The sequence below is a fragment of the Mycobacterium sp. IS-1742 genome, from assembly GCF_001500125.1.
Classification (GTDB): domain Bacteria; phylum Actinomycetota; class Actinomycetes; order Mycobacteriales; family Mycobacteriaceae; genus Mycobacterium.
In genome coordinates, this window is the sequence record NZ_LQIV01000003.1 from 16030 (window position 1) to 32051 (window position 16022).

The following is a 16022-nucleotide window of genomic DNA, read 5'->3' on the forward strand; positions in this document are numbered from 1 at the left end:
CCTTCCCGCTGACGAGCCTAACCGCGTCGCATACTGTGCACCGGGTGAGTGTCTACGCCGCCGCGACCGGTATCGGCTCCTGGCCCGGAACCAATCCGCGGCAGGCCGCCGAAGTCGTCGTCGGCGAACTGCACACCCTGCCGCATCTGGTGGAACTTCCGTCGCGGGGTGTCGGCGCCGACCTGATCGGGCGCGCCGGCGCGCTCCTGGTGGACATCGGCATCGACATCGTGCCCCGCGGTTACCGCATCGCGAACGGCAAGAGCTCTGCGGCCCGCCGGGCGACGAGCCTGCTCGACGAGGACGTCGACGCGTTGGAGGAGGCGTGGGAGAAGGCCGGCCTGCGCGGCTCCGGCCGCACCGTCAAGGTCCAGGCGCCGGGTCCGATCACCCTGGCCGCCGAGCTCGAACTGCCCGGCGGCCACCGGGCGCTCACCGATCACGGCGCGGTCCGCGATCTCGCCGGCTCTCTGGCGGAGGGTATGGCGGTGCACCGCGCGGAGGTGTCGCGCCGCCTCGACACCCCGGTGGTCGTCCAGTTCGACGAGCCGCTGCTGCCCGCCGCGCTGGCCGGCCGGCTCACCGGCGTCACCAGCCTCACCCCGGTGCATCCCGTCGACGAGGCGGTGGCCACCCAGCTGCTCGACGAGTGCATCGCCCGGGTGGGCGGTGAGGTGGCGCTGCACAGCTGCGCCGTCGGGCTGCCCTGGAACATGCTGCAGCGCAGCCAGATACAGGCTGTTGCGGTGGACACCGTCACGCTCACCGCCGAAGACCTCGACGGGATCGGCGAGTTCGTCGAGTCCGGACGCACGGTGCTGCTCGGCGTGGTGCCCGGCGCCGCCCCGGCCGCGCGACCGTCGGTCGAACAGGTCGCCGCCTCGGCGGTGTCGCTGACCGATCGACTCGGTTTCCCCCGCGCCGTGCTGCGCGAGCGGATCGGCGTGACGCCGGCCTGCGGGCTGGCCACCGCGACGCCGGAATGGGCGCGTATCGCCGTCGAACTGACCCAGAAGACCGCCGACGCGTTCGCCGCGGATCCCGACGCCATTTGACGTCACCACCCGCTGACCCACCTCAGGTTGACTCTGCGCTCACGGCGTGAAAGCCCGAGAGGGCAACGCCGTGGGCGCAGAGTCAACTCATCACCTACGCAGATCTTTTCGCAGGATCTTGCCCGATGCCGACTTCGGGATCGCCTCGATGAACTCCACCTTGCGCACCTTCTTGTACGGCGCCACCTGACCCGCGACGAACTCCATCACCTCGGCCTCGGTCAACGACGCCCCCGGCTGGCGCACCACGAACGCCTTGGGCACCTCTTCGCCGGATTCGGTGTCGACGACGCCGATCACCGCCACGTCGGCGACCGCATCGTGGGAGAGCAGCACCGCCTCGAGTTCGGCGGGCGGAACCTGGTAGCCCTTGTACTTGATCAGCTCCTTGAGCCGGTCGACGATGTACACGCAGCCGTGCTCGTCCACCTGGGCCAGGTCGCCGGTGTGCAACCAGCCGTCGTCGTCGATGGTCTCGCGGGTGGCCTCGTCGTTGTTGAGGTAACCGGCCATCACGTTCGGGCCGCGGAACCACAGCTCACCGGTGCGGCTCAGACCGCTTGGCGCAATGTCGATCTCGGCGCCCGTCTCGGGATCGGTGAGCCGGCTCTCCGAGTTCGGCACGGTCCATCCGCTCGACGCCAGCGGCGCCGCCGTACCGACCATCTCCACGCCGCCGTCGAACGGTGTGACGTGGCTGACCGGGCTCAGCTCGCTCATCCCGTATCCCTGCACCACCGCACACCCCAGCCGCTCGGCGACGGCCTGGCCGAGATCCGCGTCGAGCGGCGCGGCGCCGGACATGATGCCCTGCAGCGAGGAGAGGTCGTACTCGTCGATCAACGGGTGCTTGGCCAGCGCCACCGCGACCGGCGGCGCGATGAACGCGTACGTGCACTTGTGGTCGGCGATGTTGGCGAGGAACTCGGTGAGATCGAAGCTCGGCATGATGACCAGCGCCGCCCGGGCGTGGAGTGCGGCGTTGAGCAGCACCGTCATCCCGTAGATGTGGAAGAACGGCAGCACGGCCAGGATCCGGTCGTCGGCGGTCATGCCCTGCACCGGCCGGATCTGCGCGACGTTGGCCGTCAGGTTGCGGTGGGTGAGCATGACGCCCTTGGGGTTGCCGGTCGTGCCCGAGCTGTAGGGCAGCACCGCCAGGTGGGTGGCCGGGTCGAAACTCACCTCCGGCGGCGCGAACCCGGGCCCGAGCAGGTCGGCGGCGTTGGGGTGCCCGTCGGCGGCCACCGCGGGACCGTCGAGCACGATGACGCGGTCGTCGGCGAGCCCCACCGCGGCGGCGCCCTCGGCGGCGTGGGCCAGCAGCGGCGTCACGGTGACGAGCATCGTGGCCTGCGAGTCCGCCAGCTGCTTGGCGACATCCTTCGCGGTGAACAGCGCATTGATCGTGGTGGCCGTCGCGCCGGCGCGCAGGATGCCGTGGAAGGCGATCGCGAACGCCGAGCTGTTGGGGGCGAGCAACCCGACGACGTCGCCGACCCCGACGCCGCGGTCGGCGAGCGCGCCGGCGAAGGCGTCGATGCGGGCGAGCATCTCGCCGTAGGTCATCTGGTCGCCGGAGCGGGTGTCGATCAGGGCGACCCGCGCGGCGTCGGTGTCGTCGAGGTCGCTGAACAAGTAGTCGTAGACGCTGGTCGTGGGGATCTGGACGGCGGGGTACGGGCTGGCGAAACTCATGGTGTCCCGATCGAACCACGACCGGCGCCCCGCGCGGTCAGAGTCCGTCGAGTTGCTCGACCAACCGGCGTGGCGCCACCAACCGGAACGAGGCGTCGACGAGTTCGCGTACCTCGTCCCAGTCCACGTCGGCCCGGTCGAAGTCGAGACCCAGCCAGCCGGAGGGGCCCAGATACGCGGGCAGGAAGAAGCGGTCGTCGGCGGCCAGCGCCTCGCGTTCGGACTCGTCGACCTTGACCAGGACGCAGTGGGAGACGGTGGTCATCGACCCGGTCTCCTTGGTGCTGCCGCCGTACATCGTGAACATCTTCGACACGAAGAAGCACGGGCGTCCGTGTGAGACCTTCTCGTAGGCCTCCGGATAGCCGAGTGCGATGCTGCGCAACTCGGCGAGCCCGAAATCGTCGTCGCGGAACATGATCGGATGCGGCACAACCGCCAGGCTAGGGCCTGTCCCGGCAAGTTGTCAGGGTGCTTCGATAGCCTTCGGGGGTGAGCGCGAAGTCGACCCCGGATGCCGAGCCGCAGGAGCAGGCCACCGAAGCCGAGGCCGAACTGCGCCACCGCTGGCAGGCGCTCGCCGACGAGGTCCGCGACCACCAGTTCCGCTACTACGTGCGGGACGCGCCGATCGTCTCCGACGCCGAATTCGACAAGCTCTTCGGCCAACTCGAGGCGCTGGAGGCGGCGCACCCCGAGCTGCGCACCCCGGATTCGCCGACCCAGCTGGTCGGCGGGGCCGGGTTCGCCACCGACTTCACCTCCGCCGAGCACCTGGAGCGGATGCTGAGCCTCGACGACGTCTTCAACGTCGACGAGCTGACCGCCTGGGCGACCCGGGTCCGCGCCGAGGTCGGCGACGACGCGGCCTATCTGTGCGAGTTGAAGGTCGACGGCCTGGCGCTGGCGCTGGTGTACCGCGACGGGCGGCTGGAACGCGCCGCGACGCGCGGTGATGGCAGGGTCGGCGAGGATGTCACGCTCAACGCCCGCACCCTCGACGACGTGCCCGAACGGCTGGCCGACTCCGACGAGTTCCCCCACCCGGCGGTGCTCGAGGTCCGCGGCGAGGTGTTCTTCCGGGTCGCCGACTTCGAGGCGCTCAACGCGGGCCTGGTCGCCGAGGGTAAACCGCCGTTCGCCAACCCCCGCAACAGCGCCGCCGGCTCCCTGCGCCAGAAGAACCCCGCCGTCACCGCGCGCCGCCCGCTGCGGATGGTGTGCCACGGCATCGGCCACACCGAGGGGTTCAGCCCCGACAGCCTGCACGAGGCCTACGTCGCGCTGCGTGCCTGGGGCCTGCCGGTGTCCGACCACACCGCCCGCGTGCAGGGCATCGACGCGGTGCAGGAGCGCATCGCCTACTGGGGCGAGCACCGCCACGACATCGAACACGAGATCGACGGTGTGGTCGTCAAGCTGGACCAGATCGCGCTGCAGCGGCGCCTCGGCGCGACGTCACGCGCGCCGCGGTGGGCGGTGGCGTACAAGTATCCGCCCGAGGAGGCGCAGACCAAGCTGCTCGACATCCGGGTCAACGTGGGCCGCACGGGTCGCGTGACCCCGTTCGCGTACATGGAGCCGGTGAAGGTCGCCGGGTCCACCGTCGGGCTGGCGACGTTGCACAACGCATCGGAGGTCAAGCGCAAGGGTGTGCTGATCGGCGACACGGTCGTGATCCGCAAGGCCGGTGACGTCATCCCCGAGGTGCTCGGCCCGGTGGTCGATCTGCGCGACGGCTCCGAACGCGAGTTCGTGATGCCGACGCACTGCCCGGAGTGCGGCACCGAACTCGCCCCCGCCAAGGAGGGCGACGCCGACATCCGCTGCCCGAATGCGCGCACCTGCCCGGCACAGTTGCGGGAGCGGGTGTTCCACGTCGCGGGCCGCGGCGCGTTCGACATCGAGGGCCTCGGGTACGAGGCGGGCATCGCGCTGCTGCAGGCCGGCGTCATCACCGACGAGGGCGACCTGTTCACGCTCACCGAGGACGATCTGCTGCGCACCGAGCTGTTCACCACCAAGGGCGGCGCGGTGTCGGCCAACGGCAGACGGCTGCTGGCCAACCTCGGCAAGGCCAAGGCCCAGCCGCTGTGGCGGGTGCTGGTCGCGTTGTCGATCCGCCACGTCGGGCCGACGGCGGCGCGGGCGCTGGCCACCGAGTTCGGCAGCCTCGACGCGATCATCGAGGCCACCGAGGAGCAGCTCGCCGCGGTCGAGGGTGTGGGCCCGACGATCGCCGCGGCCGCGAAGGAGTGGTTCGGCGTCGACTGGCACCGTGCGATCGTCGAGAAGTGGCGCGCCGCGGGCGTGCGGATGGCCGACGAACGCGACGCGAGCATCGCCCGCACGCTCGAAGGACTGTCGATCGTGGTGACCGGGTCGCTGGCCGGGTTCTCGCGCGACGGGGCCAAGGAGGCGATCATCGCCCGCGGCGGTAAGGCCGCCGGGTCGGTCTCCAAGAAGACCGCGTATGTGGTCGCCGGCGACTCGCCCGGATCCAAGTACGACAAGGCCGTCGAACTCGGTGTGCCCGTCCTCGACGAGGACGGCTTCCGCCGCCTGCTCGAGAACGGCCCCGAGCAGCCGGCGGACTAGCGGTATCCCTTGCGGATGTCGTCGACGATCCGCGGGTGTTCCAGCGTCGACGGCTCCAGCGGTTGCCGGGCGACGTCGGCGGAGAACACCGTGGCGGCGTCGAGCACCTCCTGGTTCAGGAACCGCAGCGGCGCAACGTCACCGGGCACGGTCGGCGCCGGCGGGATCGGGCCGCGGCGGGCCAGCGCGAAACCCCAGTCGCCGAAGGTGGGTACGTGCACGTGATACGGCGTGACCGCGAAACCCGCGGACTCGATCGTCGACACCGTGCGCCAGAACGCCGTCGGCGTCGAGTACGGGCTGCCGGCCTGCACCACCATCAGCCCACCGGGCGCGATCGCGCGGGTGACCAGCGTGTAGAACTCCGTCGAGTAGAGCCGGCCCAGCACCGGGTTGTCCGGGTCGGGCAGGTCGACGATCACCGCGTCGAACGTTCGGTCGACGGTGCGCAACCACGTCATCGCATCGTCGACGACGACGGTGACCCGCGGATCGTCGAGGGCGCCGCGATTGGTCCCGCGCAGCGTCGTGCGGGCCAGGTCGATCACCGCGGGGTCCAATTCCACCTGCGTGATGCGCTCGATCCTGTTGTGGCGCAACAACTCGCGGGCCGCCAGCCCGTCTCCGCCGCCGAGGATCAGCGCTGAGCGGGCGCCCTGCCCGAGCGCCGGGTAGACCAGGCTCTCGGTGTACCGGAACTCGTCACGGGTCGAGAACTGCAGGCCACCGTCGAGGTACAGGCGCATGTCGTCGCCGCGTTTCGTCACGACGATCTCCTGGTACGGCGAGCGCGCGAACGCCACGATCGGATCGTTGTAGAGCCGTTGGCGCGTAATGGTCTGGATGCCGTCGGCACGGATCAGCAGCGTCACCAACAACAGCAGCGCGGCGGTCAGCGCACCCAGCGCCACGGCGAGCTGCCGGCCGGAGACGATGTGGCGCAACAGGAACCCCGCGACGACGGCGGCCGCGACCAGATTGATGACCCCGGTCGCGGCGGCGCCGCGGATCATCCCGAGGTGGGGGAGCAGCAGGAACGGCCACAGCAGCCCGCCGACGAGCGCGCCGAAATAGTCGGCGGCATTGAGGTTGGCCAGCACCCGGCCGCTGTCGGCGGCGCCGGCGGTACGCCCCCGCTGCAGCAGCGTCATCAGCAGCGGCACCTCGGCGCCGACCAGTCCGCCGATCAGCGCCGTGCCCACCACCAGCACCCACGTCGACCCGCCGATGAACGCGAACGTGACGTAGAGCGCAGCGGCGGACAGCCCGCCGATGACCCCGAGCAGCGTCTCGACGGCGACGAACGTGATCGCCGCATGTCCCAGCAGGGGTTTGACCGCCAGCGCACCGGCCCCGAGCGCCGCGACATAGCCGGCGACGATCAGCGAGGTCGCGACGATGCCGCCGCCGTGCATGCTGGACGACAGGGTCAGCAACGCCAATTCGTACACCAGACCGCAGGCGGCGCAGGCGGCGACGGCCGCCAGCAGCAGCGCCCGCCACCGCGTCGACGGCCGGATGGTCGCCGGGTCGGCGGGCGCGGGTTCGGTCGTCGTCATGACAACGCGGCGGCGTTCACCCCTCCCACCGCCAGCAGCACCACCGCGGTCGCGATCGCCGAGGGGTGCAGGCGTTCGGCCTCGATCAGGTCGCGGAAGCGCCCGGGCACCGCCAGCTCGAGCACCACGAGCGCCACCCCCTGCAGCAGGACCCCGACGATGCCGTACACGGCGGCGTCGACGAGCCCCTGACCGAGCTCGTTCGAACTGGCGATGATCGCCGACACCACCACGATGGCCAGCGCCGCGTACATCCCGGAGGCGACCGCCACCGCGTTGGGTCGGTATTCGACGAACACCAGGTGGCGCAGGCTGCCGGGTGTCAGCAGGTCCATCAGGCCGAACCCGGCCGCCAGGACCAGCGCGCCGACCACGAAGTACAGGATCGCCGCCACCACGTTCTGGGTGAGGCTCTCACCGCTGATGGTGCCGAATTCGACGGCCAGGTACATCGGATGCTCCTTCGTGAGGGGTGTCACTTCGAACCGCCGGGACCGCCGGGGCTGCCACCGGACCCACCGGACGGTGAGCCGGGGAAGAAGCCGGGCCCGAGGAAGATGAATCCGCCCGAGCTGTAGCGGGCGCCGAGTTCCTCGACGCGGATGGTGCAGGGGCGGGTGCCGTCCGGACCGACGATGACGATCTCGTCGTCGTAGCGCAGGTACGTCGTTCCGCGGTCGGTCGTGCGGGCCTCGGGCGGGACCTGGGCGGCCAGCTCGTCGGCCACCGCGCTCGGCGATCCGCTGCAGGTGTAGTCCGTGCCGTCCGTGTCACCGGCGTACCGCGAGTAGTTCGTGGCGACGTGATCACGGATGTTGCCGCCCATCAACGACATTCCGAGCAGAAGGCAGATGACCCCGCCGACGGCGAGGGCGCCGGACAGCGTGAACAGGCCGGTGCGGGTCACGGGCGCCACCGGCTCGACGTGTGGACGACGGTGCCGCCAGAGAGACCGGGGTAGAGATGCCACGTCCGCCACCGCCAGCCGGGGCCGTCGGGGTGCGCCTGCAGGACGGTCAGCGCGGCGTCGTCGCCGGGGAAGCGGCCACCCAGGGTGTTCTCATCGGTCAGGCAGCGCTCGTGCAGCCGGGTCGCCAACGCCGCGAATCGCCTTGCGCCACAGACCGTCGTCTCCGAATCGAAGCGGTAACCCGGGGCGTGGTGACGGCCGGGCAGCGCGCGGCCGTGCGCGTGGGCCGAACACGACACCTCTTCGCTGAACCGGCCCGCGGGATGCTCGACGGTCACGATGTGTGAGGCGCCGAGCACACCGAGGACCAGTGCGCCGCCGCGGCGATGCGGCAGCCGGATGCTGGCCAGCGGTGACGGGGCGGGCGCGTCGAGGGCCAGCCCGAGGGCGGCGCCGTCGACGTCGGCGGGCGCCACGGCGAGTTGGTGGAACGGCAAGGTGCTGCCCTAGGAGCCGGCCGGGGGAGCCGGGTAGACGGTGAGCTCGCCGGCGCGCACCGTGCGCCCCAGCGAGATCTCCCACGGCATCTCGGGCGCCCAGCGTTCGAATCCCAGCAGGGTGTCGCCGGTGTTGTCGGCGTAGTCGACGAACTCCATGTCGCCACCGGGCGGCAGGCCGGTGGTGCCCTCGGTGGTGTAGGAGGCGCGGCCGTGTTCGACCTCGACGAACCCGATGCCGTCGACGACATGAGATCCCCCCGGCTGCAGCTGCAGATCGGGGCGACGGGTCCACATGGCGAGCTCGAGGCGTCCCTCGTCCTCCTCGACGCTGAACCAGACCGGTTCGTCGCCGCCCTCGAGCAGGTGTTCCCACCAGACGAACGGACCCTGGCGCAGGGTCACCGAACCCCGGACGACGAGATCGACGCCGCCGTAGCTGACGATGGCGCCGGGCCCGAGTTGGCGGGGTCCGAACTCCTGCGGCATCGAGAACCGCAGCGGATCAGTGCGCTGCTGGGGTGCCGGCTTCGGCTTCTTCGAGCGCCGCACGGCCAAGACGAGGGCGATGATCGCGCCGGCGAACAGCGCGATGGCCAGCACGATCAGGAACGTTCCCACGCAGAAGCCTTCCGGACGGCGGAGTCGTCGGTCTTAAGTCGACCGTAACAGCCGCCGGCCGGAAGGCTCGGCGCGAATCCGGGTGGACGGCGGGTCAGGCGGCGCCGCGCAGCGCGTCGCGCGCCCGGTCGATCAGCGAGGCGAACGGGCCGAGCGCGAAGTTCGCGGTTGCCGATTCGACGCCGGCGTGCGGGTGGGTCGGCGCGATGCGCGCGCCGACCTGGACCGCGACGGCGAGACGCTCGAGCTCCTCGGTGTCGAGATGCTCGGTGAGAAGCGGGAACTCCTCGGCCTCTTCCTTTTCGGCGTGCTCGAGGACGGCCGCCTGGAGATGAATCAACCCCTTGCTGAACTCCGCGGTGTCGATGTCGAGCTTCTCGAGTTCGCTCAGTGCAACCTTCGAGTCGTGCTCCTCGGCGAGGCGCGCGTCGACGACCGCGCCCGCCCCCTCGATCTTGCGACGCGCCCGCGGGTGCACCATCATCTCCTCGGCCGTCTCGTGGACCGCCAGCATGGTGCGCAGCCGGGTGAACTTCTCGCGCTTGGTGTCGGCGTCGGCCGCGTCGAGCGTCTCGGCGAACAACTGGCGGATCGCTTGGTGTTGCGCCTCGAGGTAGTCGACGACGTCCTGACCGGTGTTGATGGGCTTCTGAGCCACGCGAGGAAACCTCCGCATGTCGGTGGAAACGGGTCGGCGCAGTGGGCTGGGCGCCGATCGGTCCAATACCCCTGGCGTGCAAGCGCGAAACGGTGTGGCGGGTTTGGCGGTCGACCCCTTGGGAACCCCTCGGGTCACGAAGACAACAGGGAGGACTTCATGGCGACCTGCGACACCTGCGGCAACCACTACGACAAGGCGTTCACCGTGACGTGGGCCGACGGACGCAGCGCGACGTTCGACAGCATCGAGTGCGCGGCGGTCCAGTTGGCACCCGAATGCGCGCACTGCGGATGTCGGATCCTCGGCCACGGGATCGAGACGGAAGAGGCGATCTTCTGCTGCGCCCACTGCGCCCGCAAGGACACCAACGCCGACGTCAACGACCGCTACCCGGTCCCGGCGAGCGGCTGAGCGCCGCTACCGCAGGATCGTGGTGACGATGCCTGCGAGATAGCCGAGCCGCGCGACTTCCGACGGCCGGAAGGCCGGTCCGCCCGGACGGCCCAGCACCACCGCGGTGTGGTGGTCGCCCAGCGGCGCCGCCGCCAGCGTGGTGTCCATGTCGCGCCAAACCCGGGGCACCCATTCGGCGGTGGCGTCGAGTGCCTCGGCGTGTGCCAGAGGCAGCCACGGCGCGCTCTCGGCTTGCGTTTCCGGGGCGCCGTGGCTCCCGACGACGCGCTGTAGGCCGGACCCGGTGGCGCGCACGACCGTGCACCAGCCGACGCGCAGGATCCGCGGCGACTCGTCGGCGAGCACCTGCAGCTTGTGTGCCCTGGGCGCCGCGGCGATGTGGTCGATCAATTCGAGCTCGCGGTGGGCTTCGAGCAGCCCGGTGTGCGGGCGGATGGTGTCGACGTAGACGCCGGTGAGGCTTTCGGCCGCGGTGATCACCCGGTCGGGCATCGTCCCTGCGGGCAGGTCGACCACGAGATCGTCGATCGCGTAACCGGCGACCCGCTCGACGACGTCGAGCGACAGGATGTCGGCGCCCACCGACCCGAGAGCCACGGCGAGTGAGCCGAGCCGGCCGGGCCGGTCCTCGACCTGTACTCGCAGCAGATAGGAAGGCACGGCGACCACTTTCGCATGGACCGCTTCCCGAAGCGACTCACGAAAGGCCGCCCGACTAGGCTTCGTGGTCGTGTCACAGATCTCCCGAGACGAGGTGGCCCACCTGGCCCGACTGGCCCGCCTGGCGCTGAGCGACGATGAACTCGACAGCTTCGCCGGCCAGTTGGACGCCATCCTGGGCCACGTCAGCACCATCCAGTCCGTCGACGTCACCGGTGTGCGGCCGACCGGCAATCCGCTGACCGACGTCAACGTCATGCGTCCCGACGCGGTGGTTCCCGGCCTCGCCCAGGACCAGGCGCTCGACGCCGCGCCGAAAGCCGTCGACGGACGTTTCGCCGTCCCGCGCATCCTGGGGGAGCCCGAATGACGAGCAGCGACCTGATCCGCGAGGACGCCGCCACGTTGGCCGGGCGCATCGCCGCCAAGGAGATCTCGTCGACCGAACTCACCCAGGCGTGCCTGGACCAGATCGCCGAGACCGACGAGCGTTACCACGCGTTCCTGCACGTGGCCGCCGACGAGGCGCTCGCCGAAGCCGCCCGCATCGACGCCGCGGTGGCCGCCGGTGAGCGTCTCCCGTCGCCGCTGGCGGGGGTGCCGGTCGCGCTGAAAGACGTGTTCACCACGACCGACATGCCGACGACCTGCGGGTCGAAGATCCTCGAGGGCTGGCGGTCCCCCTACGACGCCACCGTCACCGTGCGGTTGCGCGCAGCGGGGTTGCCGATCCTCGGCAAGACCAACATGGACGAGTTCGCCATGGGCAGCTCGACCGAGAACTCCGCGTACGGGCCTACCCGCAATCCGTGGGACGTCGAGCGGGTGCCCGGCGGATCCGGCGGCGGGAGCGCGGCGGCGCTGGCGGCGTTCCAGGCGCCGCTGGCCATCGGTACCGACACCGGTGGCTCGATCCGTCAGCCCGCGGCGCTGACCGCCACCGTCGGGGTGAAGCCCACCTACGGCACCGTGTCGCGGTACGGCTTGATCGCCTGCGCGTCGTCGCTGGACCAGGGTGGGCCGTGCGCGCGCACGGTGATCGACACCGCGCTGCTGCACCAGGTGATCGCCGGCCACGACCCCAGGGATTCCACGTCGGTGCCCGCCGAGGTGCCGGATGTCGTCGCCGCCGCCCGCGCGGGGGCGTCCGGCGACCTGAGCGGTGTGCGGATCGGCGTGGTCAAACAGTTGCGCGGCGAGGGTTACCAACCCGGTGTGCTGTCGTCGTTCACCGCGGCGGTCGAGCAACTCACCGCTCTCGGCGCCGACGTCACCGAGGTGGACTGCCCGAACTTCGACCATTCGCTGGCGGCCTACTACCTGATCCTGCCGTCGGAGGTGTCGTCCAACCTCGCCCGCTTCGACGCGATGCGGTTCGGTCTGCGCGTCGGTGACGACGGCACCCGCAGCGCCGAAGAGGTGATGGCGCTGACCCGGGCCGCCGGCTTCGGGCCAGAAGTCAAGCGCCGCATCATGATCGGCACCTACGCGCTGTCGGCCGGGTACTACGACGCCTACTACAACCAGGCGCAGAAGGTCCGCACCCTGATCGCCGGTGACCTCGACGCGGCGTATGAGAAGGTCGACGTGCTCGTCACCCCGACCACTCCTTCTACGGCCTTCCCGATCGGGGAGAAGGTCGACGACCCGCTGGCGATGTACCTGTTCGACCTGTGCACGCTGCCGCTGAATCTCGCCGGGCACTGCGGGATGTCGGTGCCCTCGGGCCTGTCCCCGGACGACAACCTCCCGGTGGGCCTGCAGATCATGGCGCCCGCCCTGGCCGACGACCGGCTGTACCGGGTGGGTGCGGCCTACGAGGCGGCCCGCGGCCCGCTGCCCACCGCGTTGTAGGCGCCGACCGCACGGTTGGTGGACGCCGACGCCGAGTCGAGCCGCGAACAACCGTGCGCTCGGCGGGAGCCACAGGGAGAATGGAGCCATGCGCATAGGAGTTCTCACCGGCGGCGGTGACTGTCCCGGCCTCAACGCGGTGATCCGGGCCGTGGTCCGTACCTGCGACGTCCGCTACGGCTCCTCGGTCGTCGGTTTCCAGGACGGCTGGCGGGGTCTGCTGGAGAACCGCCGGATCCAGCTGCGCAACGACGATCGCAACGACCGGCTGCTCGCCAAGGGCGGCACCATGCTGGGCACCGCGCGGGTGCACCCGGAGAAGCTGCGCGCCGGCCTCGACCAGATCAAGCAGACGCTCGACGACAACGGCATCGACGTGCTGATCCCGATCGGCGGCGAGGGCACCTTGACCGCCGCGCACTGGCTGTCCGAGGAGAACGTGCCGGTGGTCGGGGTCCCGAAGACCATCGACAACGACATCGATTGCACCGACGTCACTTTCGGCCACGACACCGCGCTGACGGTGGCCAGCGAGGCGATCGACCGGCTGCACTCCACCGCCGAATCGCATCAGCGGGTGATGCTGGTCGAGGTGATGGGCCGCCACGCCGGCTGGATCGCGCTCAACGCGGGGCTGGCATCCGGTGCGCACATGACCCTGATCCCCGAACAGCCCTTCGACGTCGAAGAGGTGTGCCGGCTGGTCAAACAGCGGTTCGTCCGCGGGGATTCGCACTTCATCTGCGTGGTCGCCGAGGGGGCCAAACCCGCCGAGGGCACCATGCAGTTACGGCAGGGCGGGATGGACGAGTTCGGCCACGAGAAGTTCACCGGTGTGGCCCAGCAGTTGGCCATCGAGGTCGAGAAACGGGTCAACCGCGACGTCCGGGTCACGGTGCTCGGCCACGTGCAGCGCGGCGGGACACCCACCCCCTTCGACCGGGTGCTGGCGACCCGGTTCGGCGTCAACGCCGCCGACGCCGCACACGCCGGTGAGTACGGGATGATGGTGTCGCTGCGCGGCCAGGAGATCGGCCGGGTCTCGTTGGCCGACGCGACACGCCACCTCAAGCTGGTGCCGCAGACCCGCTACGACGACGCCGCGGAGTTCTTCGGCTGAGCGTCGGCGTCGCCGAGCCGGTCGGCGGCGAAGGCGGCGGCCTCGTCGATCAGGCCGTTGGCACCGTATTGGCTGTGCGCGAACAGGTTTCCGCCGTCCGAGGTGCACACCGGATCGTCGGGGATGCACTGGCGCAGCGTCTTGTCCGCATACAGCGAGCCGATCGCGATGGGCGGTGCGCCGATCGCGTCGAGAAACCGGGTCGACGGCGCGCCGAACAGGACGACGGCGGCCACGTGGTCGGCGATCTCGGGCGCCATCGGCCCCGTGATGCCGGCCGGGGGGATGTACCCGGGCGGAATCCGGTCGGCCGTCACATAACCCATGACCGCTGCACCCTGGGAGTACCCGCCGAGCACCATCCTGGTGTCGGGGCAGGTGGCCACGATGTCGCGGATGCGGTTGCTGGTGTCGACCACCCCGTCCGCGGCGCGCGGCCAGTCCGGGCTCGCCGGGTAGGCCACCGGATGGACCCGCACCGACCGGCCGCCCAACCGGGTCTGCAACGCCTCGACGAACTCCTGACCGGCCCATCCCACGCCGGGCGCCTCGGTGGTGCCGCGCGCGAAGATGACCTCCACGTCAGGGCACGGTGCGGCGCCCGCCGCGGGCACCCCGAGTGCCCCGCCGGCCAGCGTCGCCGACCCCACCGCCGCCGCGGCGATCACCCTGCTCCAGATCCGACTGATCATCATCCCCTGACCCCGATCCGTTGATCTTGGCACGACACTTTAGCTCCCCTTATTAACTGGTGCGACCAGGCGCCACCGCCGCGCGGTGGGAGCTTCGTCACCCTGGGCGCCGCGGTGTCGTCTGCGTCGCTTCCGGGCTTCGTCGCGGGCCGGGACGCCGCAACTAGGATCGGGGCCATGACGGTGACATCGGCGGCAGAACTGCTCGACTACGACGACGTGGTGACCCGCTTCGAACCGGTGATGGGCATGGAGGTGCACGTCGAGCTCTCGACGGCGACCAAGATGTTCTGCGGCTGCGCCAACGCCTTCGGCGCCGAACCCAACACGCAGGTGTGCCCGGTATGCCTCGGCCTGCCCGGGTCGCTGCCCGTGCTCAACCAGCAGGCCGTCGAGTCGGCGATCCGCATCGGCTTGGCCCTGAACTGCGAGATCGTGCCGTGGTGCCGGTTCGCCCGGAAGAACTACTTCTATCCCGACCAGCCGAAGAACTACCAGATCTCGCAGTACGACGAGCCGATCGCGATCAACGGGTATCTCGACGTGCCCCTCGACGACGGCGGCACGTGGCGCGTGGAGATCGAGCGCGCGCACATGGAGGAGGACACCGGCAAGCTGACCCACCTGGGCAGCGACACCGGCCGGATCGCCGGGGCGACCAATTCGCTGGCCGACTACAACCGGGCCGGGGTGCCGCTGATCGAGATCGTCACCAGGCCGATCGAGGGCGCAGGCGCCCGGGCGCCGGAGATCGCCCGCGCCTACGTCACCGCACTGCGTGATCTGCTGCGCGCGCTCGACGTCTCCGACGTGCGCATGGATCAGGGGTCGATGCGGTGCGATGCGAACGTGTCGCTCAAACCGAGCGGGCAGGCCGAGTTCGGCACGCGGACCGAGACGAAGAACGTCAACTCGCTCAAGAGCGTCGAGGTGGCGGTGCGATACGAGATGCGCCGTCAGGCAGCGGTTCTCACCGCGGGCGGTCAGGTGCACCAGGAGACCCGGCACTTCCACGAGGACGGGTACACCTCGCCCGGTCGCAGCAAGGAGACCGCCGAGGACTACCGCTACTTCCCGGAACCGGATCTCGAACCGGTCGCCCCGGACGCCGAGGTCGTCGAGCGCCTGCGTCAGAGCCTGCCCGAGCTTCCGTGGCTGCGCCGCAACCGCATCCAGCAGGAGTGGGGGATCTCCGACGAGGTGATGCGCGACCTGGTCAACAACGGTGCGATCGAGCTCGTCGCCGCCACCGTCGAGCAGGGCGCGTCCAGCGAGGCGGCCCGCGCCTGGTGGGGCAACTTCCTGGTGCAGAAGGCCAACGAATCCGGAGTGGAACTCGACGCGCTGCCGATCACGCCGGCGCAGGTGGCCGCGGTGGTGAAGCTGGTCGAGGACGGCAAGCTCTCGAACAAGCTGGCCCGTCAGGTCGTCGAAGGGGTGCTCGCCGGCGAGGGTGAGCCTGCGCAGGTGATGGCCGACCGCGGGTTGGAGGTGGTCCGCGACGATTCGGCGCTGCAGGCCGCCGACGACGAGGCGCTGGCCGCCAACCCCGGCATCGTCGAGAAGATCCGCGGCGGCAAGGTGCAGGCCGCGGGCGCGATCGTCGGCGCCGTGATGAAGGCCACCAAGGGTCAGGCCGACGCGGCGCGCGTGCGGGAGCTGGTCCTCGCCGCCTGCAGCTGA

17 protein-coding genes are annotated in these 16022 nt (G+C 70.5%); 7 read left to right on the top strand and 10 right to left on the bottom strand.

Annotated features, from left to right (window positions below; all coding sequences use genetic code 11):
* Positions 1 to 44 precede the first annotated feature (44 nt).
* Positions 45 to 1055, top strand: a complete 1011-nt coding sequence (locus AU196_RS02920; RefSeq protein ID WP_059093598.1) for a uroporphyrinogen decarboxylase/cobalamine-independent methonine synthase family protein — start codon at positions 45 to 47, stop codon at positions 1053 to 1055.
* Positions 1056 to 1145: 90 nt separating this feature from the next.
* Here the strand turns inward: AU196_RS02920 and AU196_RS02925 are convergent, their stop codons facing one another.
* Both AU196_RS02925 and AU196_RS02930 read right to left on the bottom strand, forming a co-directional pair.
* On the bottom strand, positions 1146 to 2753 hold the full coding sequence (locus AU196_RS02925; protein WP_059093599.1) for a 4-coumarate--CoA ligase family protein: 1608 nt from the start codon (positions 2751 to 2753) through the stop codon (positions 1146 to 1148).
* A 37-nt stretch (positions 2754 to 2790) separates the two neighbouring features.
* Positions 2791 to 3171, bottom strand: coding sequence for an MmcQ/YjbR family DNA-binding protein (locus AU196_RS02930; RefSeq protein ID WP_059093714.1), 381 nt, complete (start codon positions 3169 to 3171; stop codon positions 2791 to 2793).
* 74 nt (positions 3172 to 3245) lie between these two features.
* Between AU196_RS02930 and ligA the strand changes: the two genes are divergently transcribed.
* The gene (ligA, locus tag AU196_RS02935) at positions 3246 to 5351 is read left to right on the top strand and encodes an NAD-dependent DNA ligase LigA (RefSeq protein WP_059093600.1); all 2106 of its coding nucleotides are present in this window, start codon (positions 3246 to 3248) and stop codon (positions 5349 to 5351) included.
* On the opposite strand, the gene AU196_RS02940 is transcribed toward ligA, so the two are convergent.
* The 6 genes from AU196_RS02940 to AU196_RS02965 form a co-directional block, all read right to left on the bottom strand.
* Positions 5348 to 6910 (bottom strand): polyamine aminopropyltransferase, encoded by a 1563-nt coding sequence (locus tag AU196_RS02940; protein WP_059093601.1) that lies wholly within the window; start codon positions 6908 to 6910, stop codon positions 5348 to 5350. The two genes, ligA and AU196_RS02940, sit on opposite strands and share 4 nt — an antisense overlap.
* Entirely contained in the window at positions 6907 to 7362 is a 456-nt protein-coding gene (locus tag AU196_RS02945) for a DUF350 domain-containing protein (protein WP_059093715.1), read from the bottom strand. Before AU196_RS02945 ends, AU196_RS02940 begins: the two co-directional genes overlap by 4 nt.
* Before the next feature lie 23 nt (positions 7363 to 7385).
* Positions 7386 to 7817 carry a DUF4247 domain-containing protein gene (locus AU196_RS02950; protein ID WP_059093716.1) on the bottom strand — a complete coding sequence of 144 codons (432 nt, stop codon included), beginning with the start codon at positions 7815 to 7817 and terminating at the stop codon, positions 7386 to 7388.
* A complete protein-coding gene (locus AU196_RS02955; RefSeq protein WP_059093602.1) occupies positions 7814 to 8317 on the bottom strand; it encodes a DUF2617 family protein in 504 nt (167 codons plus the stop codon). The genes AU196_RS02950 and AU196_RS02955 overlap by 4 nt, the downstream gene beginning before the upstream one ends.
* 9 nt (positions 8318 to 8326) lie before the next feature.
* Entirely contained in the window at positions 8327 to 8938 is a 612-nt protein-coding gene (locus AU196_RS02960) for a DUF4178 domain-containing protein (RefSeq protein WP_059093603.1), read from the bottom strand.
* A gap of 94 nt (positions 8939 to 9032) precedes the next feature.
* A complete protein-coding gene (locus tag AU196_RS02965) occupies positions 9033 to 9614 on the bottom strand; it encodes a hemerythrin domain-containing protein (RefSeq protein WP_059093604.1) in 582 nt (193 codons plus the stop codon).
* 141 nt (positions 9615 to 9755) lie between these two features.
* Here AU196_RS02965 and AU196_RS02970 point away from each other — a divergent pair, with 141 nt between their 5' ends.
* Positions 9756 to 10010 carry a metallothionein gene (locus tag AU196_RS02970; RefSeq protein WP_059093605.1) on the top strand — a complete coding sequence of 85 codons (255 nt, stop codon included), beginning with the start codon at positions 9756 to 9758 and terminating at the stop codon, positions 10008 to 10010.
* 6 nt (positions 10011 to 10016) lie between these two features.
* On the opposite strand, the gene AU196_RS02975 is transcribed toward AU196_RS02970, so the two are convergent.
* Entirely contained in the window at positions 10017 to 10682 is a 666-nt protein-coding gene (locus AU196_RS02975; protein ID WP_197415688.1) for an ACT domain-containing protein, read from the bottom strand.
* 61 nt (positions 10683 to 10743) lie between these two features.
* Here AU196_RS02975 and gatC point away from each other — a divergent pair, with 61 nt between their 5' ends.
* The 3 genes from gatC to AU196_RS02990 all read left to right on the top strand — a co-directional run bounded on the left by gatC (position 10744) and on the right by AU196_RS02990 (position 13647).
* The gene (gatC, locus tag AU196_RS02980; RefSeq protein WP_059093718.1) at positions 10744 to 11043 is read left to right on the top strand and encodes an Asp-tRNA(Asn)/Glu-tRNA(Gln) amidotransferase subunit GatC; all 300 of its coding nucleotides are present in this window, start codon (positions 10744 to 10746) and stop codon (positions 11041 to 11043) included.
* Positions 11040 to 12527 (top strand): Asp-tRNA(Asn)/Glu-tRNA(Gln) amidotransferase subunit GatA, encoded by a 1488-nt coding sequence (gatA, locus tag AU196_RS02985; RefSeq protein WP_059093606.1) that lies wholly within the window; start codon positions 11040 to 11042, stop codon positions 12525 to 12527. The genes gatC and gatA overlap by 4 nt, the downstream gene beginning before the upstream one ends.
* Before the next feature lie 88 nt (positions 12528 to 12615).
* A complete protein-coding gene (locus AU196_RS02990) occupies positions 12616 to 13647 on the top strand; it encodes an ATP-dependent 6-phosphofructokinase (protein ID WP_059093607.1) in 1032 nt (343 codons plus the stop codon).
* On the opposite strand, the gene AU196_RS02995 is transcribed toward AU196_RS02990, so the two are convergent.
* Entirely contained in the window at positions 13617 to 14342 is a 726-nt protein-coding gene (locus tag AU196_RS02995; protein ID WP_059093608.1) for a cutinase family protein, read from the bottom strand. The two genes, AU196_RS02990 and AU196_RS02995, sit on opposite strands and share 31 nt — an antisense overlap.
* A 174-nt stretch (positions 14343 to 14516) precedes the next feature.
* On the opposite strand from AU196_RS02995, the gene gatB reads away from it, so the two are divergent.
* Complete coding sequence (gatB, locus tag AU196_RS03000; RefSeq protein WP_059093609.1) at positions 14517 to 16022, top strand: Asp-tRNA(Asn)/Glu-tRNA(Gln) amidotransferase subunit GatB; 1506 nt, start codon at positions 14517 to 14519, stop codon at positions 16020 to 16022.